This is a genomic window from Arthrobacter sp. zg-Y1143, assembly GCF_030125565.1.
GTDB lineage: Bacteria > Actinomycetota > Actinomycetes > Actinomycetales > Micrococcaceae > Arthrobacter_B.
This window is the reverse complement of the sequence record NZ_JASKLW010000014.1, coordinates 24,420-47,776: the sequence shown is the minus strand read 5'-3', so window position 1 is coordinate 47,776 and position 23,357 is coordinate 24,420. Positions and strand designations below refer to the sequence as shown.

22 protein-coding genes are annotated in these 23,357 nt (G+C 65.3%); 10 read left to right on the top strand and 12 right to left on the bottom strand.

Annotated elements, in window-relative coordinates; translation table 11 throughout:
• The first annotated feature begins 211 nt into the window (after positions 1-211).
• Entirely contained in the window at positions 212-1,255 is a 1,044-nt protein-coding gene (locus tag QNN98_RS15515; RefSeq protein ID WP_283998285.1) for a hypothetical protein, read from the top strand.
• On the opposite strand, the gene QNN98_RS15510 is transcribed toward QNN98_RS15515, so the two are convergent.
• From QNN98_RS15510 to QNN98_RS15495, 4 genes are all read right to left on the bottom strand, one after another.
• Positions 1,221-2,402 (bottom strand): hypothetical protein, encoded by a 1,182-nt coding sequence (locus QNN98_RS15510; protein ID WP_283998284.1) that lies wholly within the window; start codon positions 2,400-2,402, stop codon positions 1,221-1,223. The two genes, QNN98_RS15515 and QNN98_RS15510, sit on opposite strands and share 35 nt — an antisense overlap.
• Entirely contained in the window at positions 2,399-4,141 is a 1,743-nt protein-coding gene (locus QNN98_RS15505; protein WP_283998283.1) for a DUF6270 domain-containing protein, read from the bottom strand. The genes QNN98_RS15510 and QNN98_RS15505 overlap by 4 nt, the downstream gene beginning before the upstream one ends.
• Positions 4,062-5,201: a non-hydrolyzing UDP-N-acetylglucosamine 2-epimerase gene (gene wecB, locus QNN98_RS15500; RefSeq protein ID WP_283998329.1), complete on the bottom strand. Its 1,140-nt coding sequence runs from the start codon at positions 5,199-5,201 to the stop codon at positions 4,062-4,064. The genes QNN98_RS15505 and wecB overlap by 80 nt, the downstream gene beginning before the upstream one ends.
• A gap of 107 nt (positions 5,202-5,308) precedes the next feature.
• Positions 5,309-5,563: a hypothetical protein gene (locus tag QNN98_RS15495; protein WP_283998282.1), complete on the bottom strand. Its 255-nt coding sequence runs from the start codon at positions 5,561-5,563 to the stop codon at positions 5,309-5,311.
• A 200-nt stretch (positions 5,564-5,763) separates the two neighbouring features.
• Here QNN98_RS15495 and QNN98_RS15490 point away from each other — a divergent pair, with 200 nt between their 5' ends.
• The 3 genes from QNN98_RS15490 to rsmD are packed head-to-tail and all read left to right on the top strand — an operon-like array spanning position 5,764 to position 9,544.
• Complete coding sequence (locus QNN98_RS15490) at positions 5,764-6,741, top strand: DAK2 domain-containing protein (protein ID WP_227911745.1); 978 nt, start codon at positions 5,764-5,766, stop codon at positions 6,739-6,741.
• Positions 6,731-8,956 carry an ATP-dependent DNA helicase RecG gene (locus QNN98_RS15485; RefSeq protein WP_227926065.1) on the top strand — a complete coding sequence of 742 codons (2,226 nt, stop codon included), beginning with the start codon at positions 6,731-6,733 and terminating at the stop codon, positions 8,954-8,956. Before QNN98_RS15490 ends, QNN98_RS15485 begins: the two co-directional genes overlap by 11 nt.
• 9 nt (positions 8,957-8,965) lie before the next feature.
• A complete protein-coding gene (gene rsmD, locus QNN98_RS15480) occupies positions 8,966-9,544 on the top strand; it encodes a 16S rRNA (guanine(966)-N(2))-methyltransferase RsmD (RefSeq protein WP_227911725.1) in 579 nt (192 codons plus the stop codon).
• A gap of 9 nt (positions 9,545-9,553) precedes the next feature.
• Here the strand turns inward: rsmD and QNN98_RS15475 are convergent, their stop codons facing one another.
• Together QNN98_RS15475 and QNN98_RS15470 are read right to left on the bottom strand one after the other, a co-directional pair.
• Positions 9,554-10,342: a spermidine synthase gene (locus tag QNN98_RS15475; protein ID WP_227926067.1), complete on the bottom strand. Its 789-nt coding sequence runs from the start codon at positions 10,340-10,342 to the stop codon at positions 9,554-9,556.
• Positions 10,339-11,583 (bottom strand): aminotransferase class I/II-fold pyridoxal phosphate-dependent enzyme, encoded by a 1,245-nt coding sequence (locus tag QNN98_RS15470; protein ID WP_283998278.1) that lies wholly within the window; start codon positions 11,581-11,583, stop codon positions 10,339-10,341. Before QNN98_RS15470 ends, QNN98_RS15475 begins: the two co-directional genes overlap by 4 nt.
• A 40-nt stretch (positions 11,584-11,623) precedes the next feature.
• On the opposite strand from QNN98_RS15470, the gene coaD reads away from it, so the two are divergent.
• The 5 genes from coaD (at position 11,624) to mutM (ending at position 14,811) form a co-directional block, all read left to right on the top strand.
• Positions 11,624-12,097 (top strand): pantetheine-phosphate adenylyltransferase, encoded by a 474-nt coding sequence (gene coaD, locus QNN98_RS15465; RefSeq protein ID WP_227911722.1) that lies wholly within the window; start codon positions 11,624-11,626, stop codon positions 12,095-12,097.
• 177 nt (positions 12,098-12,274) lie between these two features.
• Positions 12,275-12,841, top strand: coding sequence for a YceD family protein (locus QNN98_RS15460; protein ID WP_227911744.1), 567 nt, complete (start codon positions 12,275-12,277; stop codon positions 12,839-12,841).
• 2 nt (positions 12,842-12,843) lie between these two features.
• Positions 12,844-13,047 carry a 50S ribosomal protein L32 gene (gene rpmF, locus QNN98_RS15455; RefSeq protein ID WP_146364453.1) on the top strand — a complete coding sequence of 68 codons (204 nt, stop codon included), beginning with the start codon at positions 12,844-12,846 and terminating at the stop codon, positions 13,045-13,047.
• An 85-nt stretch (positions 13,048-13,132) separates the two neighbouring features.
• The gene (gene rnc / locus QNN98_RS15450; protein WP_227911721.1) at positions 13,133-13,840 is read left to right on the top strand and encodes a ribonuclease III; all 708 of its coding nucleotides are present in this window, start codon (positions 13,133-13,135) and stop codon (positions 13,838-13,840) included.
• A gap of 11 nt (positions 13,841-13,851) precedes the next feature.
• On the top strand, positions 13,852-14,811 hold the full coding sequence (mutM, locus tag QNN98_RS15445) for a bifunctional DNA-formamidopyrimidine glycosylase/DNA-(apurinic or apyrimidinic site) lyase (protein WP_283998274.1): 960 nt from the start codon (positions 13,852-13,854) through the stop codon (positions 14,809-14,811).
• A gap of 6 nt (positions 14,812-14,817) precedes the next feature.
• Here the strand turns inward: mutM and QNN98_RS16555 are convergent, their stop codons facing one another.
• Together QNN98_RS16555 and QNN98_RS15440 are read right to left on the bottom strand one after the other, a co-directional pair.
• Positions 14,818-14,973, bottom strand: coding sequence for a VOC family protein (locus QNN98_RS16555; protein WP_502864784.1), 156 nt, complete (start codon positions 14,971-14,973; stop codon positions 14,818-14,820).
• Positions 14,974-15,068: 95 nt separating this feature from the next.
• Entirely contained in the window at positions 15,069-15,986 is a 918-nt protein-coding gene (locus tag QNN98_RS15440) for a phosphotransferase (RefSeq protein ID WP_283998272.1), read from the bottom strand.
• A gap of 170 nt (positions 15,987-16,156) precedes the next feature.
• Between QNN98_RS15440 and QNN98_RS15435 the strand changes: the two genes are divergently transcribed.
• Positions 16,157-17,674 carry an HNH endonuclease gene (locus tag QNN98_RS15435; RefSeq protein ID WP_283998270.1) on the top strand — a complete coding sequence of 506 codons (1,518 nt, stop codon included), beginning with the start codon at positions 16,157-16,159 and terminating at the stop codon, positions 17,672-17,674.
• 6 nt (positions 17,675-17,680) lie between these two features.
• Here QNN98_RS15435 and QNN98_RS15430 read toward each other — a convergent pair whose 3' ends face one another.
• From QNN98_RS15430 to QNN98_RS15415, 4 genes are read right to left on the bottom strand one after another with little or no spacing between them, the layout of a single operon-like run.
• Positions 17,681-18,466: a serine hydrolase domain-containing protein gene (locus tag QNN98_RS15430; protein ID WP_283998268.1), complete on the bottom strand. Its 786-nt coding sequence runs from the start codon at positions 18,464-18,466 to the stop codon at positions 17,681-17,683.
• Between the two features lie 29 nt (positions 18,467-18,495).
• Positions 18,496-19,512, bottom strand: coding sequence for an NAD-dependent epimerase/dehydratase family protein (locus QNN98_RS15425; protein ID WP_283998266.1), 1,017 nt, complete (start codon positions 19,510-19,512; stop codon positions 18,496-18,498).
• Positions 19,509-22,244, bottom strand: coding sequence for an alpha/beta fold hydrolase (locus tag QNN98_RS15420; protein WP_283998264.1), 2,736 nt, complete (start codon positions 22,242-22,244; stop codon positions 19,509-19,511). Before QNN98_RS15420 ends, QNN98_RS15425 begins: the two co-directional genes overlap by 4 nt.
• Entirely contained in the window at positions 22,238-23,263 is a 1,026-nt protein-coding gene (locus tag QNN98_RS15415) for a 3-oxoacyl-ACP synthase III (RefSeq protein ID WP_283998327.1), read from the bottom strand. The genes QNN98_RS15420 and QNN98_RS15415 overlap by 7 nt, the downstream gene beginning before the upstream one ends.
• Positions 23,264-23,357: the final 94 nt, after the last annotated feature.

Genomic DNA, 23,357 nt, shown 5'->3' with positions numbered 1-23,357 from the left:
CCCTTTCCGAGTAGAAGGTCACGGACATTCATTTGTACTGACTACGCCCGGCGGACACCGGCCGGCAGAACTGCGTCTCAAAGGAGACGCTCCGGCGGTTCTCCGTTACCGGAGGGGAACACGTCCATGGTTCCGCAACAGGACCCGTTCAGTTGAGCTCTGCAGCACCGGGAACGTCGAACTGACGGTCTCCTCCGGCCAGGGACTGGTGGTGGACCGCGGCGTAACGCGGTCCGGGAGCGGCTGGAAAACCCGGCACGGCGACCGGGAAGTGACGTACTACTTGGAGGAACCGCTCAGCGAGCGTGGGAGAAACCGGCTCACGGTGGTGTTCTCCGCCATTTCCGGACCCTATGACTTCACCTATAACTACCGTTCGTCGCTGGCCGCCGTGGACGCATACCGCCTGTACGTCCTGGACGACTTCGGCGCACAAGGCTCGTACTACTATGCGGACCACCGGGATACAGGAATATTTTCTGCCGTGCAGAGCCTTCTTCGTGATGTTTCCGCAGAGCTTGGTATCCGGGCTTCGGACACCTCTTTTGCCGGATCCTCAAAAGGCGGCACAGCGGCTCTGGCCCACGGGCTGGTCTTCGGCGCCGGGAGAATCATCGCGGGAGCGCCGCAGTGTTTCCCTGGAAGTTATCTGCGGGGTGCGTCTTCGGACATTCTGGGTTTCATCGCCGGAGACGAGTCCGACGAATCGGTCGCATGGCTGGATCGCCTCATCCCCGAGTCCATTGACCAGCGTCAGGGGAACCCGCAGGTCACGGTTCTCGTGGGACAGAACGACAGCCATTTGCATGTCCATGTGCAGCCGTTCATGGAGTTGGCCCGACAGGCCGGAATTGATGCGCAAACCCTCATAGTTACTGACGTGGACCACCAAAATATCGGCTCGGCCTTCGGTCCTTACCTGGCGGCGGCACTGCAAGGGGAAAGGACTTCGGACCGCACGGTACTTCCCTATCAGTTGGGTCGGCGTGATGGCCCGGACGAAGAAGTGCAGTTGAAACTGTGGCTGCCTCCGGGTGAAGTCGCAGCGGTCAGGATCATTAGCCAAGGCAAGGAGTTACTGTCCTCGGACTATTCCGCGTCGACCTTCTTCAAGGTGCCCGCTCCGGCAAACAGGGCGGTGCAGGCACAGGTGAGCCGCATGGACGCCGAAAGCGGGACGATTGTGGGATCCTTCGAGACGGTGCCGCTGGCCGCTGCTGTCACCCGAAAACCCGCCGACCTTTGCGGGCAATGATTTCACCGTCGTACTGGACAAACGCCCGCACCGTGCAGCCAGGCGGAGTGTGCGTGAACTGGGCCGATCCATCGCCGGAATACCAACGGACATCTAAACGCTCTGCTCCGTGCATCAGGTAGAAAGCTATCCGGTGCCCGGGGCCGAACATGGTGTCGAAGTTCGTTGAAACATTGACGGTACCGTCGTGAGCCCGGCTGCAGGTTAGCCGGAATTCGCGCGGCAGCGGGGCCATCACCGGCACCCGTGCAGGCTCGGCAGGGGAGGAGCGGAGATGGTCCAGTAGGTCCTCTTCGTTACTGAACTCCTGTTCAGCATGGGTGTTATCTATGCAGGCGTCTTTGGACTGGAGGGACAAATTAGCGGCACGCCGCATGTATACAAAGGTCGGGGCATTGTTGCGGACCAGCACAAGGTTGACCCCTGTCCCCGCGAAACGTTCTACGGCATCTTCGTCAATGAGCTCTGGAATTGCCCAGGGGCTGTAGCGGGCCGCGTTGGGAACATGGGACGCCGGGATAACAAAGAACTTGTTCCCGGGGATGACCCGGTTGAAATCCACGTCCCGCATGGAAATCCCGGCAGGAGTCACCGTGGCCAAGTTCTGGCGGTACAAGCCTGCGGCACTGACTGACTCCGGATGCGAAACGAGCAGGGCATCAGCGAAGGCAGAGATCTGGCTCAGATGCCCGGGGAAGTACAGGTCATCATCATCCATGGAAATCCGGACTAATGACTCGTAACGACCGAAGTTTTCGCCTGCAGCTGCAGCAGCAAAGAGGGCCTCGCGGCGTCCAGGCTGTTTGTTGGGGTTTTTGATGCTGTCGATATGGGAGCTTGCCGGCACACCGTATCCACCCGGCGGGTGATCGTAGAGGTGCACGCGCGTTCCGTGGCGGTGGGCAGCGCCCAAACGGCAGATCGCTTGTTCGATCCGCGGGAGGTACGCCAGCTTGTCACGGGAGAGATTCACTGTGAAGCGGAAATCCGCTCCGTCGGGGATGGTCTGCGCGCCAATGCTTTCCATGGTGAGCAGGAACCGCTGCAGGTAGCGTTCAATGATGTCCGGGTCATCCTCCGCGTCACAGAGGACTGTGTCGATCCAGAGGAGTTTTAGCCCGGAGTGGGAGCTGGATTGGAGCGTCATGAGGCTTCCGGACCCGTAAGCAGATGGGCATAATAGTCCCGGTCCCAGCCAGCCAACGGAGATCCCCAGTTACTCAGGGCCCGGTCAACAAACGGATTGAGCACTCTTCGGTACGGCATGTTGTGCCCTTCGGCAAACCTGTCCACAATCAGTTGCACGTTGCCGCTGGACGAAACGGCAGATTCTGCCGGCATCCCTACCGCTGATGCAAAGGGCCCAAGGTGATTCTGCATATGGAAAGCGTCATCGTCATTCTGGACATAGATTACTTGGTAGTCCCGCGGAGAGGTCTGGGCTACGCGGGCTACCGCGCTGACGCGGGTTCCTAATCCGTCGAGCGGGCGAACTGAATCCCATTCAGGGAAAAGTGCCTGTTGATACGCGGTGACCGCTTTGTTCCAGTATTTGCGGATAGCGGTTTGCGGGTTGAAGGCCAGCGCCCGTGAACCGGGTACGAGGGACGCTAAAGCGAGTGACGCGAAGCCGCCGCCCGATCCGCCGACAAAGAGGATCCGTTTGGCACCTATTTGCCTGGACACGGTTTGGACTATGTGGGCGAAACGCTTGGTGAGGTCGTCCTCGGCATCACCCGTAAACCAGGCCAATTCCAGCTCCGGGTGGTTTTCCAACGCTCCATCCGCCAGGAACAGGAGGTTTTCCGGGCGGTCCTGAAGAGTTGCCAGCCACTCGAACCGCGGTGTTTGGTATTTTGCCCTCGGCAAGGCCCCATGGCTGATGACCAGCAGGGTGTCCGAGCCGGTGTTCTGCAGGAGGAAACGGGCCGGAAACTTCTCGCCCTCAGACCGGCGTGGAGCGATGACGTGGGCGGTTCGGCCTGGCGCTGTGGCATCGAGTTCTTCGAGGGCTTTCCAGCGAAGCACCGGTGCTTGGTGTCGGCTGTCCCAATTCCAATGGCTTGTAGTGTCTCCTCGTTCCGGGGCAGCTCCCGGGCCCTGGAGAACCTTCGACAACTGCCCCAGCGCACTGTGGTAGGAATCGTCGCGGAGGTGCAGGGGCGAACGTCCGCCTGGATGGTGGGAAGACCCCAGGGTATGAACTTCCTCGATGACAGAGATTCCCAACCGATCCAGATGCTCAAAATAGGGCCGGAACAATGCGTTCATTTGAAAGGATGCCGGGCCGAACGCCAGCTCGACGCTGCCCCCGGCTGCATCGTTTGCAGCCCAGTGAAGGCGGAAGGCATGGGTTCGGGAGGAAATTCCCAGATCCTTCAACCACCGCACGAAGACGTCGGCAGCGGAGGTCCACAAGGTGAGGTGCTCCGTGGAGCCAAATTCTATGTGGCGGCGGATTGACGGCCCGGCAATGGTTGCCCTGGCGAGCAGCGGCGAACGGGTGAGGTAGCTGCCGTCCTCCATCTCATAAACACCAAAGCGCTCATCGTCCAAGTCCCAAAAAACCAGGTCCGTATCCGGCGCGGATTTCCCCAGTTCATCTGTCAGCGAGGAAGCGGCATCCTGTCGCACCAGGCGCTCGGCGGATGCCGTGACCCCTGGGGGAAGGCCAAACTCGACCCGGCCGGGCGGATTCATTGCGCTGATCAGCGACTGCCGCGCAACAAATCCGACGCGTGCTGCGTTTTCGCTGTACGCATTGACCAGGGCGGAGGCCGCGTTGCCGCCGTAGACAAAAATGCGTTTACGCAAAGTCCGATGTCCGTGTTCCCAGCCCCAGCAATTCTTCGATCGCTGCGACGGTCCGCATTGCTGCTTTCCCATCTCCATAGGGGTTGACCGCGTTGGCCATGGAATCGAAATAATCCTGATCGTTGAGAAGCCGGGTTACCTCGGTGAAAATGAGGTCCTCATTGGTGCCGATCAACTTGACGGTGCCCGCATCCACTGCCTCGGGCCGTTCGGTGTTTTCGCGCATCACGAGGACGGGCTTGCCGAGGCTTGGTGCCTCTTCCTGGACTCCGCCGGAATCGGTGAGCACCAAGTGGGAGAGGGAGAGCATGCGGGTGAATTCGCCGTACGCCAACGGTTCGGTGACCACAATGTTGGCGTGGCCTTCGACGTAGGGCATCACCGCTGCGCGCACCACGGGGTTTTTGTGCAGCGGAAGAACAATGGTTACGTCCGGTTCGGCCTCCGCAATGCGGGCAAGCGCCCGGCCAATGCCCCGCATCGCCTCACCCTGGTTCTCACGGCGGTGGGTCGTGGAAAGAAGGATGCGGTTACCGGCTACCGCAAGTTCTTCGAGCTTTGGGTCGGTAAACGGAACCTCCTTGTCAACAGTCATCAAGAGCGCATCAATGACGCTGTTGCCTGTGACGGCTACATCGCGGGGATTGATGTTTTCAGCCATGAGGTTGGCCCGGCTGGTATTTGTGGGGGCAAGATGCAGGCTGGCTATCTGGGACGTGATCTTCCGGTTGGCTTCCTCCGGGAAGGGTGAAAAGAGGTCCCCGCTGCGCAAGCCTGCCTCAACATGGACCACGGGGATCCCGTGGTAAAAAGCGGCGATGGCCGCGGCCGTGGACGTTGTGGTGTCCCCCTGGACTACAACAACATCCGGTTTGTTGACGCTGAAAAGCTTGTCCAGGCCGTCGATTGTCCTGGTGAGAATTCCGCTGAGGGTCTGCCCCGGGGAGAAGATGTTCAAATCGTGGTCGGGGACGATATCGAACAGACCGTTAACCTGGTCCAGCATTGAACGGTGCTGGCCGGTAACGGTGACAAAGCAATCGAGTGTTTCAGATTGCTGGATAGCGGCAATAATCGGAGCCATCTTGATGGCTTCCGGCCTGGTTCCATAGATAGGCATAACAACAGGCACGAGTTCCCCCAAATACACTTGACAAAGACTAAAGCCATTCTAGCTGTGTCCGACGTGGTGTTGGACGTTCCCCCGTGGACGAAATAAAGCAGTTTTTCGCGTTCGTCCTAGCCGAAAAGCACAAGCAGCAGAATCAGGGCCGGAACTGACAGGCAGGCAAACAGGCTGACCACCAGGGCAACAAGCCGCTTGCGCCGGTAGGCTTTGTCCCTTCGCGGCTTGGGCGCACGGGCAGTCATCTGGTTGTCTTCTCCGGCGGTGACAGCGGATACATGCCCTTTGGATGCGCGGGGGCGCGGTTCCTGCGACCAGTCGCGCATGTGGCGGGCGGCGGCGACGTCCGCGTAGTGCTTGTTGGGCATAGGTACAGCTTTCCATATCGGAGCGTGATCAACGGGCAAATCGTTATCGGCTTCTGTCAGTGCCCTGCGGTAGGCTTCCTAATGACATAAACGGTTAGCGGCAAAGACGGCGAAGACCGGACGGGACGGGCCCCAGATGAGTGGCACAAGCAGGAAACGGGACTACTTTGCAGACTAAGATCACCGCCAACGCGCAAGCGCTGAAGCGATGGTTGAGCAACGCAGAGGTGTCCCTTGGCAACCACAGCGACCGCCTCAATGCCATCAACATTTTTCCGGTGGCCGACGGCGACACCGGCACCAACCTGTACCTGACACTTTGCGCCGCCGCCAAGGCAGCTGCCGAAACCGATACAGCCGACATCGGCGAACTGCTGGGAACCGCAGGCCGCGCCGCCATGGAAGATGCCCGCGGCAACTCCGGCACCCTGTTTTCGGTCTTCCTCACGTCCATGGCCGAACCCCTGGCCGGCGCCGTCCGGTTGTCCGCGCCGCTGCTCGCCTCTGCTTTGCAGCGCGCCCAGCTCCGGTCCTGGTCGGTGCTCAGCGATCCCGTCCCGGGCACCATGCTCTCGGTCCTGGAAGCGGCAGCCCATGCAGCCTCGGACAGTGAAGCCGCCGTCACCGGCGATGACAGCAACGTAGGCCTGGCAGTGACTCTGCGGGCCATGCTGGACGCTGCCCTTGCCGCCGTCGTCCACACCGAAAACCAGCTGGACGCGTTGACGGAAGCCCGGGTGGTGGATGCCGGCGGCGTCGGCTTCCTGCTGGTGCTTGACGCGCTCCGCGCCGCAGCCCTGGGCGAGGAGCTGCAGGAGGAACTGCTGGACGGCCTGCACGGCTACGATGTCCAGGATCCGCACATCCACGCGCATATGCCCCGGATGGAGGGCGTCGAAGTTATGTGCACCATCAATCTCAGTCCGCTGGACGCCGCCACCCTGCGGCTGCAGCTGGATGAGCTGGGCGACTCGGTGATCATGAGCGCCGTCAGCCCCGTTGCGGACGGTTACCGCTGGCGGGTGCACGTGCACACCCCGGAGGCCGGCGCCGCCATAGAGCTGCTGCGCGGGCTGGGCGAGCCGATGAACCTGACCATTACGGAGCTCTCCGCGGACGGACACGAAACCAAGGAGATCCCCGAGAACCAGGAAATCCCCGGGGCGCATGGACTCTAGGCTTCCCGCAGAACTGGATTTCCCGCTCGACCGCCGCATCGGCAAGCCGTCCGCCACGAAGCTGGACAAGCAGCTGGGCCTCAAGACGGTCGGCGACCTGCTGCACCACTTCCCCCGGCGCTACCTCGAACGCGGGGAGCTCACCCCCATTGCCGAAATACCCTTCGACGAAGATGTCACCCTGATAGCCCGGGTACAGAGCAACAACCGGCGGCAGATGCGCGCCCGCAAGGGAATGATCGTGGAGGTGGTGGTCACCGATGACACCGACGGCAGCCTCGGCCAGCTGCATCTGACGTTCTTCAACGGATTCAACGCATCCAAGGAGCTGGCCGTAGGCACCCGGGCGATGTTCTCCGGCAAGGTGGGCGCCTACAAGGGCCAGCTGCAGCTCACCAACCCCAGCTATGTCCTGCTGGATGAAGACACCGTGGACGAGGAAGAGCTCAAACGCCCCATTCCCGTGTACCCGGCCACAGCCAAACTCGCCAGCCCGCAGATTGCCAAGTCCGTGGCCATGCTCCTGGACACCATGGAGACGGACCGGCTGCGCGACCCGCTCCCCGCCGCAATCCGGAGCCGGGAACGTTTTCCCGGCCTGGCAGAGGCGTATAACCGGATCCACCGCCCCGCCACCATGGAAGAGGCCTACGCCGCACGGCACCGGTTCCGCTATCAGGAAGCCCTGGTGCTGCAGACCGCGCTGGCCCGCCGTCGGGCGCTGACCGCTGAGGAAGAAGCCACGGCCCGCCCTGCCGTGCCCGGCGGCCTGCTGGACCGGTTTGATGCCTCCCTGCCCTTCACGCTCACCAACGGGCAGGCCGAAATCGGCCGGGACCTTTCCCGGGAACTGGCCGGAGACCACCCGATGAACCGGCTGCTGCAGGGCGAAGTGGGGTCGGGCAAGACCCTGGTGGCGCTGCGGGCCATGCTGCAGGTGATCGACGCCGGAGGACAGGCCGCCCTGCTCGCCCCCACGGAGGTACTGGCAGCCCAGCACTACGAATCTATTACCGCCATGCTTGGCCCGCTGGGCCGTGGCGGACAGTTGGACGGTGATCCGGACGGCACCCGGGTGACCCTGCTGACCGGTTCCATGAACACTGCGGCACGCCGGGCGGCACTGCTGGATGCGGCCAGCGGAGCCGCGGGAATCATCATCGGCACCCACGCGCTGCTCTCGGAGCACGTCTCCTTCGCCGACCTCGGCCTGGTGGTGGTGGATGAACAGCACCGGTTCGGCGTGGAGCAGCGGGACGTGCTGCGCACCAAGGGGCACAGCACCCCGCACCTGCTGGTGATGACGGCAACCCCTATTCCGCGCACCGTCGCCATGACCGTGTTCGGCGACCTTGAGGTGTCCACGCTGACCGAACTGCCGGCCGGGCGGGCACCGATTTCCACGTTCGTCTCTCCGCTGGCCGAAAAGCCGCAGTGGGAGCAGCGGATCTGGGCCCGCGCACGGGAAGAAATCGACGCCGGGCGCCAGGTCTACGTTGTGTGCCCCAAGATCGGAGACAAGGAAGAAGAGCCGGGCAGCGAGCTGGCGCTCTTTGACCCTGCCGAACCGCCGGCCGGCGGCGAACGGGCGCCGAAGCAGCAGTTGGCCTCCGTCACGGAAATGACGGAGTACCTGGCCACGGTCCCCGCCCTCGCCGGAAAAACAGTGGCGGCGCTGCACGGCCGGCTGGACCCGGCGGAGAAACACGAAGCGATGGCGGCCTTCAACGACGGTGACGTGGACGTGCTGGTCTCCACCACCGTCATCGAGGTGGGCGTGGACGTTCCCAACGCCTCCCTCATGGTGATCATGGATGCGGACCGGTTCGGCATCTCCCAGCTGCACCAGCTGCGCGGCCGGGTGGGCCGCGGCGGGTTACCCGGCACCTGCCTGCTGGTCACCAGCCTGGAACCGGGCCATCCCAGCCGGGAACGGCTGGAAGCGGTTGCCGCGACCACCGACGGCTTCGAGCTCTCCCGCAAGGACCTGGAACTGCGCCGCGAGGGCGACATCCTGGGTGCCAGCCAGTCCGGCGGGCGCTCCACACTGAAGCTGCTGCGGGCGGTGCAGGACGAAAAGGTCATCGAAAAGGCACGGGCTGATGCCGTCGCCCTGGTTGCGGAGGACCCGGACCTGCGGGAGTATCCGGCCCTGGACGAGGCGATCGAGGCGTACCTGAACCCCGAGGCCGAAGCCTTCCTGGAACGCGGATAAAGTGAAGGCATGAGCCGCATTATTGCCGGGACCGCCGGCGGATCCACCTTGTTCAGCGTTCCGGGCGACGGAACCCGTCCCACCACGGACCGGGTCAAGGAAGCACTGTTCTCCCGCCTGGAATCCTACGAGGTGCTGCAGGGCGCCCGGGTACTGGACCTGTTCGCCGGTTCGGGAGCACTGGGTGTGGAAAGCGCCAGCCGCGGAGCCGAGGCCGTGGACCTGGTGGAGCTTGCAGACAAGGCCGCGGCCACCTGCCGGCGCAACGCGGAACTGGTCAACAAGCTGCTGGGCTCCAACCGGGTGAACGTGCACCGGGCCAAGGCGGAAACATTCCTGCTGCGTGTGCCCGAAGAAGTCCGGTGGGACCTGGTCTTCATCGATCCCCCCTACGCCCTGACGGAGGCCGAACTGGAAACGGTCCTGGCGCCGCTGGCGAAACACCTGTCCGAGGGCGCCGTCGTGGTGCTGGAACGATCCACCCGCTCCGATGAGCCGGTCTGGCCGGCGGGGCTGGAACGCTTCAGCGAGCGTAAGTACGGCGAGACCACCCTGTGGTTCGCCGAGCCCGCGCAGCAGGCCGGTTAGCCGCGCCCGCTAGGATCCCGAGGCAAACACGTCCAGGTCCTCGCCCGTGAGCACCGCAGCAGGATGCGGGCCGGCGGCCAGCAGCTGCCGGGTCCATTCCTCCGGCCACGGGAACGGGGTTGCCGCCAGCACGATGTTGCCGGGGTAACGGCCGGTAAACATGTCGGCCGGACCCAGCGCGGCCACCGCTCCGCGGCCGGCACGTTCCAGGCCTGCCGCCAGTTCGCGGATCTGCCTGCGGGCGAACGCCAGCGGCGGATCGTCTCCCACATTGACCAGCAGCACGCCGTTGGGGCAGAGCAAGGCGGCCAGCTCCGCGTAGAAGTCCGACGTCGTCAGGTGCCCGGGTGCATCGGCGCCGGCAAAGATGTCCAGGACAACGGCGTCGAACTCCTGCCCGGTAAAGCGGTCCAGCGATTCACGGGCATCACCGATCACCGTCTGCAGATCCGTTCCCTCCGGCAGCGGAAGGTGGGCCAGGACAAAGTCCAGCAGTTCCCGTTCCAGCTCCACTGCGGCCTGCCGGGAACCGGGACGGGTGGCCTGCAGGTATCGGGCAAGGGTCAGGGCGCCGGCACCCAGATGCAGGGCGCGCACCGGCTCCCCGGCGGGCCGAACCAGGTCCAGGACGTTGCCCATACGGCGCAGGTATTCATAGAAGATCTCCCCGGGCCGGGCCAGGTCTACGTGGGACTGTTCCGCCCCGCCGATGCTCAGCACATAGGCGCCCGGCGTGAAGCCGTCTTCCGTGATGGTGGCGTGGGCTCCGATGCCGCGCAGCAGCCGTGAGGCGTTCACAGGGCACCGCCCAGCCCGGCCAGGCGTTCTGATGCCTGCTCCAGGACCTCGAACTTTTTGCAGAACGCGAAGCGCAGCAGTGAGCGTGTGCGCTGCGCGCCGTCCGCGTGGCAGAACACTGCCACCGGGATGGCCGCCACGCCGATCAGCTCCGGGAGCCGGCGGGCAAGCGCGGTGGCGTCCGTGATGCCCAGGGCGGAGGTATCCGCGGTGAGGAAGTAGGTTCCGGAGGAAGGCAGGACGGTCATGCCCGCTGCGCGCAGCCCCTCGCCGAGGAGGTCGCGTTTGGCTTTCAGGGTAGCCGCGGCCTCCGTGAAGTAGGCATCAGGCAGGCCCAGGCCAACCGCAACGGCGTACTGGAACGGGGTGCCGGAGGTGTAGCTCAGGAAGGTCTTGACCGTCCGGACCGCGGACACCAGCGGTGCCGGGCCGGTGAGCCAGCCGACCTTCCAGCCCGTCACGGAGAACGTCTTGCCGGCGGAGGAAACGGTCAGTGTCCGCTCGGCCGCCCCCGGCAGGGTGGCGACGGGGATGTGCTGCGGCCCGAAGGTGAGGTGTTCATACACTTCATCGGTGACGATCACGGCGTTGTACCGCGCCGCCAGGTCCACGACCTGCTGGAGCACTTCACGCGGCAGGACGGTCCCGGTGGGGTTGTGCGGGTTGTTCACCAGCACCACCCTGGTGCGCTCGCTGAACGCGGCCTCCAGCGCGCCGTCGTCGGGCAGGAAATGCGGGGCCTGCAGGGCAACGGTGGTGTGCGTGGCGCCGCTGAGGCCGATCACGGCACCGTAGGAATCGTAGAACGGCTCGAAGGTCAGCACTTCGTCTCCCGGGCCAGCCAGCGCCAGCAGCGCCGATGCGATGGCCTCGGTGGCTCCGGTGCTGACAATCACCTCGGTTCCGGGATCCACGGCCAGGGAGTAGAAGCGGTCCTGGTGGGCGGCGATGGCCTCGCGCAGCACCGGCAGTCCCTGGCCCGGCGCGTACTGGTTGGCGCCGGAAGCAATGGCGGCGCGGGCGGCGTCGAGCATTTCCGCCGGGCCGTCCTCGTCCGGGAACCCCTGGCCGAGGTTGATGGCGTTGTGCCGGCCGGCCGTGGCGGTGATTTCTTCGAAGATGGTCACGCCCAGGTTGCCGTCTGCTGCGAGCAGGTTGGCGCCGGCTGCGGTGCGCTGCCAGGGCGCGGGGCCGGCTGCCTGCCGGGAGCGGAGCAGGGACGCGGGGGTGGAGAAACTCATTCTTCCAGTATTACCCTGCCGGACCCGGTAGATTCGACTTATGCGACGCGCTGTATGCCCAGGTTCCTTTGACCCTATCCACAACGGCCATATTGAGGTCATTGCCCGCGCGGCAAGCCTCTTTGACGAGGTCATTGTGGCGGTGTCCACCAACTATGCGAAGAAGTACCGTTTCCCGGCCGGGCAGCGCCTGGAACTGGCGGCCGAGGCACTGGGCTCGCTGCGCGGGGTATCCGTGGTTCCCATGGGGGAGGGGCTGCTGGCGGAGTTCTGCCGCGAGCACGGTGCCGGCGCCATAGTAAAGGGCCTGCGGTCCGTCCAGGACTACCAGTACGAACTGCCGATGGCCGTGATGAACCGGCACCTCACCGGCGTCGAAACCGTCTTCCTGCCCGCCGAGGGAAGCTACACCCACCTCTCCTCCTCCCTGATCAAGGAGGTCGCCGCCCTGGGCGGAGACATCAGCGGATTTGTCCCGGCAGCCGTGCTCAAGCGCCTGCTTGCCGCCGATTAGCTCTTGGCCCGCAGGCGGGTAAACTGGACCTCGGAGTTCCGTGCATGCGCGGGCTCCGTGGCTGCAGCGCAGCCGCAGTTTGAGAGATTCCGGCAAGTCAGGCTAAGATGATATGTCGGTCTATGTTCTACAGGAGTTCTCATTAGCGAATTTTCGCGGTCCAATCCGAATACACCCCTGGCAATCAACGTCAGGGACCTCGGGCGCAGCCCGGGAACGATGCGGACCTTGCATGAACATGTACCGGCACCGAAAGACTTCGGTGTTGCGCTTATCGGCGTTCCGGAAGGATCCGAGCTCGAGGTTGACTTGAGGTTGGAGGCCGTGCACGAAGGGATTCTGGTATCCGGCGTAGTCATCGCTCCCGTAAGGGGCGAATGCGGCAGGTGCCTGAAGCCACTCGCGTACGACCAAGAAGTCGATGTGCAGGAACTCTTCTACTACGAGGACGCTGAGTCCTTCGAAGAAGACGAGGAAGAAGAGCAACGCCGGATCGAGCGAGATGTCATCGATCTTGAGCCGGTATTGCGGGACGCCGTGGTTCTTACCATGCCGTTCCAGCCGGTGTGCCGGGAAGACTGCCCAGGCCTTTGCTCCGAATGCGGAGCGCGCCTAGAGGAGGATCCGGGTCACCACCATGAAGCAGTGGATCCTCGCTGGGCAGCCCTCGCAGGGTTGACCGGCACGGCCGCAGAAGATACTGCGGCACCAAGTACAGAGTCAGACGAGAGAGAAGAGAGTTAGCCGTGGCTGTTCCGAAGCGGAAAATGTCCCGCGCGAATACACGTGCACGCCGGTCCCAGTGGAAGGCGACCGCGCCCAACCTGGTGAAGACCGTGGAGAACGGCCGCGTCACCTATAGCCTGCCGCACCAGGCCAAGGTCGTCACCGATTCCGCCGGCACCGCGCTGTTCCTTGAATACAAGGGCCGCAAGGTCGCGGACGTCTAAGACCAGTGTTCGGCCCTGCCATGCACACCTTTAGGGGAACCGCTGCCAGGGCCGTGAATACTGCTTTTCGGGTTGTATCCAAAAAGTGAAGAATACTGAAGAGCTTATGAAGCGTCTCGGTGTCGATATCGACGCCGGGACGCTTCGTCTTGCGCTCACGCACCGCTCCTACGCTTACGAGCAGGGCGGCATCCCCACGAACGAACGCCTCGAATTCCTTGGCGATTCCATTCTGGGGTTCTCGGTGACCGATGCGCTCTACCGGGATAATCCTGACCTTTCCGAGGGGGAGCTGGCCAAGCGCCGCTCCGCCGTCGTGAGTACCCGCGCCCTGGCCGGCATTGCCCGCGACCTGGGGCTGGGCGAATACATCCTGCTCGGCCAGGGTGAAAAGCTCACCAACGGACGCGACAAGTCCTCCATCCTCGCGGACACCACGGAAGCCGTTATCGGCGCCGTGTATCTGGACCACGGGATTGAAACCGCACGCCAGATGGTGATGCGGCTGGTGGGACCGCTCCTCTCCGACGCCGATGCCCTGGGCGCCGGTACGGACTGGAAAACGAGCATCCAGGAGATCGCCGCGAGCCGGAAAATGGGCGACATCGAATACCGTGTCACCGGTTCCGGCCCGGACCACTCGCGCAGCTTCGTTGCCGTGCTCCATATTGGGGATACGGCCTTCGGCACGGGTACCGGCCACTCCAAGAAGGAAGCGGAGCAGGAAGCTGCCGCCGCGTCCTGGAAGATGATCAATTCCAGGGAAGCCGACGCCGCGGCTGCCGGTTCCTAGGCGGTTCCGCCGTGCCTGAGCTTCCCGAAGTCGAGGTTGTCCGGCGCGGACTCGCCTCCTGGGTCCGCGGCCGGACCATCACCGGCGTCCAGATCCTGGACGCCCGCTCCGTGCGGCGCCACGCTGCCGGTCCCGAGGACTTGGCAGGCAACCTTGAGGGCGCTGTGGTCACCGACGTCGTGCGCCGCGGCAAGTTCCTGTGGCTTCCGCTGGTCGAGGAGGATCACGACGGCGTGCCGTCTCTGGCGCTCATGGCGCATCTGGGGATGAGCGGCCAGCTGCTGATGGAAGACTCCGCGCTGCCGGACGAGAAGCACCTCAAGGTGCGCCTTTCGCTCAGTCCGGCGGTCGACGACGCCGGTGCGGCCATGCCCTCCGAGCTGCGGTTCGTGGACCAGCGGATTTTCGGCGGCGTGTTCCTCACCGACCTGGTGCCGACGCCCGACGGCGCTCCCGGCGGCCTTTCCGAAACCGGACTGCCGCTGGTGGCGCAAGAGGCCGCGCACATTGCCCGAGATCCGCTGGATCCGGCCTTTTCCTTCGATGACTTTTACCGCCGGCTGCGTGCCCGGCGGACCGGGATCAAGCGTGCCCTGCTGGACCAGGGGCTGGTGTCCGGGGTGGGGAACATCTATGCGGATGAATCGCTGTGGGCTGCGCGGATGCACTTCGCCCGGCCCACGGACACCATGCGCCGTGCGGATGCGCTGCGGCTGATTGAGGCGGCGCAGGACGTGATGACCCGGGCGCTGGACGCCGGCGGGACGAGCTTCGATTCCCTGTATGTGAATGTCAACGGGGCGTCCGGCTACTTCTCCCGGTCCCTGAACGCCTACGGCCGGGAGGGGGAACCGTGCCTGCGGTGCGCTTCCCTGGGGCGAAATACGCTGATCCGCAGGGATTCCTTTATGAACCGGTCCTCTTACAGTTGTCCGGTGTGCCAGCCGCGGCCGCGGAACGGGCGCTGGTAGCCAACACTACCGACGTTCCACGAACTGGAGCGGATGTCCGTCCGGGTCCTCCACGAACGCCACCCGGAGCCTTCCGTCCAGGAACGGGTGGGGACCCTCAAGGTCCTTTGCGCCGGCGTTGAGGGCCGTGGCATAGGCTGCAGCGACGTCGTCGGTCCACAGGGTGAGGCACGCCCCGGTGGCCCTCGGTCACCGGGGTGAAGCTGCTGCCCCTTCCGTGTCGGCCACGAACAGGATGATCTGCGGGTCGAAGATCCTCACGAGTGTCCTTTTGTTGTGTGCGCATGGAATACATCCGTGCGGAAGGTGGCCAGCGCGTCGGCCAGCATCCGATGTCCCTGCCGCTCGAACGCATGGTCGCCGGTTTGGTAGGCCCACACCGCGGTGGAGACTGCTTCGCGCAGCAGCGTCATATGCCAGAGTTCCATGTCGCTGTCATCTTCCCGCACGCCGTCCCCGAGGCCTGCACCGTAGCCTGCCAAGAAGACGTCCTTCAGCTGCGGGTGGGTGCGCCATTGCTGCGCTGCCAGGCGGCAGAAGTCCGTGAGAGCGGGGCGGAACGCGAACCGGCCGAAGTCGATGATTCTCAGTTCCGTGCCATGGAGAAGCCAGTTGCGCGGCTGCCAGTCGCCGTGGGTCGGAACCACCGTTACCGGCTTTGGCGAATAGGCGGCAAGGATGGTCCTGGCGTCTTCCACTTGGGACTTCTCGATGCGGTGCGGCCGTTCCAGCCAAGACAGCGCCCTGGCCGTTGCTGCGCTCTCGTAGCCCTTGTTGGTATGCGAGGTCTGATCATGGAACTGACGCAGCAGCGAACCCGCCTGGTGATGAACTTCCGGGTCATGCTCGGCCGTGGTCCCCTCCGCCAGCGATCCATCGAGATATTCCGTGACGAGGACCGTCTGGGCGAGGTCCGAGCGGGCGAGCCGCGGTGCACGGTGCTGCCGGCTCCATACCCGCGTCCATGATTCATGCGCCGCGATCTCGCGTCCTATGTGGTGGTTGGAAAGACCGGCGGCTTTGACGACGTACCGGCGCTCCCCGGATTCGACTTCCAGTACCGCTGTGTCCGAGAGGGCCCAGGAGAGATCCCGGATGAGGCGAACCCCCGGCAGCCACTGTTGCACAAGCTCACCCTGGCTCATGCTCAGTTGGTTCCGGTGCCAGGTTTCCATTCCAGCAGGCTAGCGGGTCGGCTGTCCGGTTCTGCGTATATCCGTATGTGCGGCTTAGCATCGGAGCATCGGCCTCCCGGGCTGAGTGGCCGCGAACAGAGCAAAAACAGGTAGCGGAACAGGTACTTCTGCCCTGTTTTACCTCTGTCCCGCCGCCTAAAATCGAATACATGTTCGAATATTCGTCGCCTCAGGAGCACCGGCCGGCCGGCACTGCCGCAGCTGGCAGCGCCATGGTGCATGGGTGGGTGGAGGTGCTGGTTGACCAAGCTGGCCTGGTGTCGGGAGCGGAACCGGAGGACAGCGAACTCATCGACCGGATACGGGCACTCGAGGAACTGAAAGCCGCCGCCTCAGCCGCCCAGGCCCGGGCCGCCGCAGCGTTTGATGCTTCCCAGCGCCGGAAACAGGCCGCAGCAGGAATGCGCCGTGAGGATGTGGGCCGCGGGATCTCTTCACAGATTGCGTTGGCACGCAGGGAGTCTCCGAACCGAGGCGGGCGGCTGCTGGGCTTCGCAAAAGCCCTGACGTCCGAGATGCCGTGCACCTTGCAGGCCTTGACCACCGGCGCTATCAGCGAATGGCGGGCAACGTTGCTCGTTCGGGAGACGGCGTGCCTCAGCGTGGAGGACCGGCAGCGGGTAGATGCAGAAGTTGCCGGAGACCCCCGCGTGCTGGAAACACTGGGTGACCGCCAGATCATTGCCCGGGCCAGAGGCGCCGCCTACCGGCTGGATCCGAAGGCCGCCGTAAACCGGGCAGCCAAAGCCGCCACCGAGCGGTTCGTCTCCTGCCGCCCCGCTCCGGATACCATGACCTACCTGACCGGGCTGCTGCCCGTGGCCCAGGGAGTCGGCGTTTATGCGGCCTTGTCCCGTGAAGCGGATCGCCTCCGTGCGGCGGGGGATGCCCGGGGGCGGGGCCAGATCATGGCCGATACCCTCGTGGAGCGGATTACCGGCCAGACCGATGCGGGCCAGATGAAGGTGGAAGTGCAGCTGGTCATGTCGGACCGGACCCTGCTGGGTGGAGAATCGGAGCCCGCGTTTGTCCCGGGGTATGGTCCCGTGCCTGCGCAGTGGGCGAGGGACCTGCTGCGGGGGAGCGGGAGAGACGGGGATAACGGCCGGACGCGCCGCGCAGACGGGGACAGCGGAGGGGGACGCAGCAGGAACACCGGCGCCGGCCAGTCAGGGCGGGGGCAGTCGAAGCGGGACAAAAGCGCAGAACGCTGGATCCGGCGGCTCTATGCGGATCCGACCAGCGGGCAGCTGGTCGCAATGGACACCCGTGCCCGGCTGTTCCCTGAATCGATGGCCCGCTTCATCGCTGCGCGGGACCAAACCTGCCGCATGCCGTGGTGCGGGGCACCGATCCGGCACATCGACCATGTACATCCGCACAAGGACGGCGGGGTCACCAGTATCGTGAACGGCCAGGGACTGTGCGAGGCATGCAACCAGGCCAAGGAAGCACCTGATTGGCGAGTCCGGCCGGTCGACCAGCCGGGGCCGCACACGGTCGAGACCATGACTCCAACCGGGCACACCTACCAGTCCACGGCTCCGCCGCTGCCCGGGTCGCCTCAAGACCGGATGCGGAACGGGCCCGCCGTGGATCCAGGGCCTCCGCGCTTCGCAGACGGAACCTTGGAAGCCTGCGTTGTGGACTACCTGAGGGCGGCTTAGCCGGCGCTAGTGGTCTGCGAGCTCCGCCAGGACCGCATCAGTCAACGCTGGCCAGACCTCGGCAGCCCACGGACCGAAGTCCCGGTCAGTGAGGCAAACGGCTGCTGCGCGGGCTGCGGGGTCTACCCAAAGGAAGGTACCGGACTGACCGAAATGGCCGAATGTCCTCGGGGAGCTGTTGGCACCGGTCCAGTGCGGAGACTTGCGGGCGCGGATTTCAAAGCCGAGACCCCAGTCGTTCTCCTTCTGCCGGCCGAACCCGGGCAGTACCCCCGCCAAGCCCGGGAAGACCACACGGGTCGCTTCCGCGAGCCGGCCCGGATCAGTCAGCGTGGGGGACTGAAGCTCCGCGGCAAAGCGGGTCAGGTCCGCAGCAGTAGACACCGCCCCGGCTGCGGGGGATCCCTCCAAGCGGGTGGACGCCATGCCCAGCGGGCTCAGCACACCTTCACGCATGTAGTCGGCAAACCCGATGCCTGTTTCCGCCTCGAGGGTTTCCCCGAGCACTTCGAAGCCGGCATTCGAATACAGCCGGCGGGTGCCCGGGGCATACCGGACGGTGCGCTCGCCGAAATCGTAACCGCCCGAATGCGCCAGCAAATGACGCACGGTGGAACCCTCCGGTCCCGCCGGCTGGTCCAGTTCCAGCGCGCCCTCATCCAGGGCAATCAGGACCGTGTAGGCGCTGAGCAGTTTGGTGACGGACGCCAAGCGGTACGGACGGTCCTGGTCGCCGGCAGTGCCCAGCACTTCGCCGTCCGCTCCGAGGACAGCTACGGAAACATTGTCCACCGGCCACGATCCAACCGCAGCGAGACTCTTCACCGGGCCACCCCGCCGCCGTAATGGAGCGCAAGCCGCGCCATGCCGTCCTCGATCGACACCTCAGGCGTCCAGTCCAGCACCTCCCGGGTTTCGCGCTGGTCAAACCAGTGCGACGTCGAAAGCTGCTCGGCCAGGAAACGCGTCATGGGGGGCTCGTCGTGAACCAGCCCGCGGCGCCCTGCGGCCAGCCATACACGTTCGATGACGCTGCCGGCTTTACGGGCGGCCACGCCGGGCACGCTCCAGCGGGGAGCGCTTACTCCGGCGGCGGCGCAAATGCCGGCGATCAGCTCACCGACAGGACGCGGCTGGCCGTTGGTCACCACCAGCGCCTTGCCCTGGGCGGCGTCCATCCGTTCCAGTCCCCGGACGATCGCGGAGGCGGCGTTGTCGATGTACGTGGTGTCGATCAGGGCTGCACCGGCGTCCAGCAGCGGCAGTCGGCCGGACCGTGCACGGTCAATGACCCGTTCCACCAGCTGGGTGTCACCAGGGCCCCAGACGATGTGCGGCCGGATGGCTGCCACCCGGAATTCGGCCGAATTCGCGGCCAAGGCCAGCAGTTCGGCCTCGGCTTTGGACGAGGCGTAAAAACCGCGGGCCCTTTCGGGGTCGGCCTTGCCTGCGCCGGCGCCGGCAATTGGTTCACCAAAATGGGCCACGGACGGAGAGGAAACGAAGACGACGTCGCGTACCCCGGCTTCCCGGGCTGCCTTGAGCAGTATCTGGGTTCCGAGGATGTTGGTTTCTTCGAACTCCTGCCATTCGCCCGTAAAGGACACCTTGGCGGCAAGGTGGATGACGGCGTCCATGCCCTCCACGGCACGGGCAGCAGCCTTGGGATCCGCCACGGACCCGTCCACGAAATCCGTTCCGGGCAGCCCGGGACGGCGCTGCAGGGTGCGTACCTTGTGTCCCTTGGCAGCAAGCAGCTCAGCGACGGCGCCGCCAAGCAGACCGCTGGCACCGGTCACCAGGACGTTGCGGGGCGCCAGGTTGCCGGAGGTGCTCATTGGGAAGCCTCCTGAAAGACAGGCAGCGATCCGGAGCCGCCGGCGGTACCGGCTGAGGAACCGTCAGCGTCCGCAGAAGCAGGAACCGCGGGGCCGCCCTTGCCGTGCTTGCTCTGCTTTCCAAGCTTTGGCACCGGCCCCCCGGCCAGCAGCTGCGAGGCCCAGCCGGCCAGCGCGGTTCGGTCGATCTTGGAGTTGTGCCGGATGTCGGTGGGCATCGCCGGCAGCACCAGCACCGCGGCGAGGTCAATGCCGCACAACTCCAGTACCTGTGACCGGACCTTGGCGGACAGATCCGCAGCGGCCGTTCCGGCCCGCCGGACCGGCGGCGAGGTTTCCAGTACGGCAACAGGGACCTGGGCCCCGGCCGGTCCGACGCCGACCACGGCCACCCGGCCCACGCCGTCGACCGACTCGGCAGCCTGCTCAGCGGCTACCGGCGTGCGGACGCCCTCTGCGGTGGTGAGGATGTGCCCCAGGCGGCCCTCCACCCACAGCCGTCCGTCCCCGTCGAGGTGGCCGACGTCGCCGGTGCGGTGCCAGCCGGTAATCGAAGAACTGTGGCGCTCGGTAATCCAGAGCCTGTCATACCGGTCCTTCACATGCGGGGCACGGACAAGGATTTCTCCGGTACTGTTCGCCGTGGTCAGCGGGTCGCTGCCCACCGAACCATCGGGGAACACCTCGGCAATGGCCACCTCGGCACGGGACACCGGGGTGCCAACACAGACGCCGTTGCCGGAGCCCGCAGCACGGATGCCCGCCAGGCTGATGTCCGTCACCGGCAGCGCCTCGGTCATACCGTAAGGCGTGTGCAGCGACGCGTTGGGCACCAGGTCCTGGACCATGGCCAGCAGTTGCTCGCCAATGGGGGCGCCGGCCGAAAGCAGCAGGTCCACCTGTCCCAGCGCTGTCCGCTGCGCGGCGTCCAGCTCTCCGGAAGTTGCTGTCACATTGGTCAGCGCGGCGGGGGAGGCGAAAACGGTGGTGGCATTCACGGCCACCGCGGCGTCGGCCAGGGCCGAAGCGGTCAGCGTACGCGGGGAGGTTACATCCATGTCCGGAGTCACCGACGTGGCGCCCAGGGCCGGACCCAGCAGGGCAAACGGCGCGAAGCCTGCCACCAGTGAGGTGCCGGCGCACAGGTTGTAGGTGTCCTTGATCGCATCGCGCATGGCGGCAAGCTGGCGGTGGGTGTACACCACACCCTTGGCCGGACCGGTGGACCCGGATGTGAAGAGGACAGCGGCATCGGCGTCCGGTTCCGCGGGGAACCACGGCACCTCGGCTGTGCTGCCACCGGCAATGAGCTCGGCCACCGAATGCTTGACGCCCAGCAGCCGTTTACGGGCCGGGGCCAGTTCGGTGACGCTGATCCGCGTGCCGGGCCAGCCCAGCGCCCGCGCTCCGATGAGCGCACGGTCGATTCCGATAAGGAACGCGGGACCGGCGCCCTTGATGGCACGCCCCAGCCCCTTGGTGCCCAGACCGGCGTCGGCCACCACAATCACGGCGTTCAGCCGCAGGCAGGCGTAGATCAGCGAGGTCAGTTCAATGCCCGGCGGTACCAGCAGGTTCACCCGGGTGCCGGGGCGCACCCCGGCGGCGGCCAGTCCGGCGGCCAGGGCGTTGACCCGCTCGGCCAGCTCGGCCCAGGACAGTGTGCGCGGCTGTGCATCCGTGCCTGCTGCCCCCAGCGGGGCCATATCGACGACGGCGGCGCTCGTGTCGTCGGCGCGCTCGTCGAGTTCGGCGAGCATGGGCCGGAACGGCTCGCTGCGCCGCAGCGAGGTGTCGGCCGGGGCCTCCACGGCAGTATGCAGCCAGGAGAACACCGGTGAGGCAATGTCCACGTCTTCGTGCAGCAGATGACCGGCGCCCTCGAAGCGGTGCACCGAAGAAGCCGGCAGCCGCTCCAGCAGGTCGCGCAGGTACCGGTCGGAGAACACCGGGTCCTTGGGTCCCCAGAGCACCAGGGAGGGAACGTTGAGACGGCGGATGCCGTCGGCCACAGTGTTCAGGGTGCGCCAGCTCGGATGCGTTTCGTCGGCCGGAATGTCTGCCACGAAGTTCGCCACGCCTTCCCGGCGGGCCGCGCTGCGGTACGGCAGGGCGAAAGCGTTCTTCACGTCGGCGGACAGCGCCGGCTGGGCCAGGGCATGGGTGACGCGGATGAACGCGTCGGTGCTCCGGGTTCCCCACGGGTGGACGGCCGGGTGCAGGGCCAGTTTCAAGGCCGGCGGCAGGGAGAAACCTGCCGGGTGCACGGCGGTGTTGGTCAGCACTACGCCGGCAAGCTCGCGGCGGTGCCGCAGTGCCCAGCCCAGGGAAATGACGCCGCCCCAGTCGTGTCCGGCGGTGACCACCTGGCCGCTGATGCCCAGCGCGTCTGTCAGGTTGCCAAGGTCGGTAATCCGGTCCTCAAGGCGGCGGAAGGTGCCCGTCCGCTGGGAAAAGCCCATGTCCAACTGGTCGACGGCCACTACCCGCCACGGCTTCTGCGCCGTTGCGCCGGCGGCCAGCATGCTGCGCCAGAGGTAGGACCAGGTGGGGTTGCCGTGGACGCACAGCAGCGTACCTTCCGGTTCGACGCCGGCGGCGGCCAGATCAGGACCGTTGTCCAGCACATGCCACTTGTGTACGGTGCCGGGCCGGTCGACGGCGGCGGTTGAGGGTACGCGGACAAACGAGGACCAGGCGGGGGAAACGCCGGGCCAAAGCTCCTCTACCACGCAATCTCCATCATGGTGGTGTTCAGGCCGGACCCCACTCCCATGCACAGCACACGGTCCCCGGGGTTGAGGGTCTTGGACTCCTGCGCCAGGGTCATCGGCAGCGACGCCGGGCCCACGTTGCCCCAGGTCGGGAACGTGATCGGCACCTTGGAACGGTCCAGGTCCACGGCCTTGATGATGGCGTTGGTGTAGGAGTTGGACACCTGATGGGTGACATAGCGGTCCATGCCGCTCCAGTTCCAGCCGTTTCCCTGCGCTTCATTCCAGCCGTCGACCACCAGTTCCAGGCCGCCGTCCAGCAGGCCCTTAGTGTCGGTGTACATGCCGTCCACGCCGCCCACGCACAGCTCATGGTGCTGGGTGCCTGCACGGGAGACACCGCCGAGGATGCGGTGCGAACCGGGGTGCTTGTCGGCGCGGCCGATCACGGCAGCTGCGGCACCGGAGCCCAACGTCAGGGTGGCGAATTCCCGCAGGTAGTCCTGGCGGGTGGAGTCCGGGGCGTTCAGCCGGTCGAACGTGGCCTCCTGCACGCCCTGGGAATCTTCGCCGGCAACAATCAGGGCGTAGTTGATCTGCCCCGAGTCGATCATGTTGGACGCCAGCGTGATGCCGTTCACGAAGCCGAGGCAGGCATTGGCCAGGTCGAAGTTCATGGCGGAAGAAGGCAGGCCCAGCCCGTTGTGGATCTTCACCGCAACGGAAGGCTCAAGGTTGCGGCGGGTCACCGAGGTGTTGATCAGCAGGCCGATCTCGGAGGCCTCGATCCCCGCCTCGGCGAGGGCCTTGGCGCCCGCCTCGATGGCGCCGTCGTCGAACCCTGTTCCAGGGGCCCACCAGCGCCGCTCGCTGACGCCGGCAACCCGTTCCAGCAGGCGTTTGGAGAGACGCAGCCGCTTGAGCGATGGCTCAAGCCGCTGGTCGAATTCACTTGAACTCATAACCATCGGAGCTTCGACGCTGTTCACGCTGAGGATGGCCGAATTGGAGTGCTGGAAGTTGAAGTTCCCGGTCAAAATGCCTGCCTTGTCTGCTGCTGAAACTATCGCGCTGGCGGCCGCCGTGAAGCCTGCATCCACGCCCTAAAATCATATGACTCTTTTAGAAGCC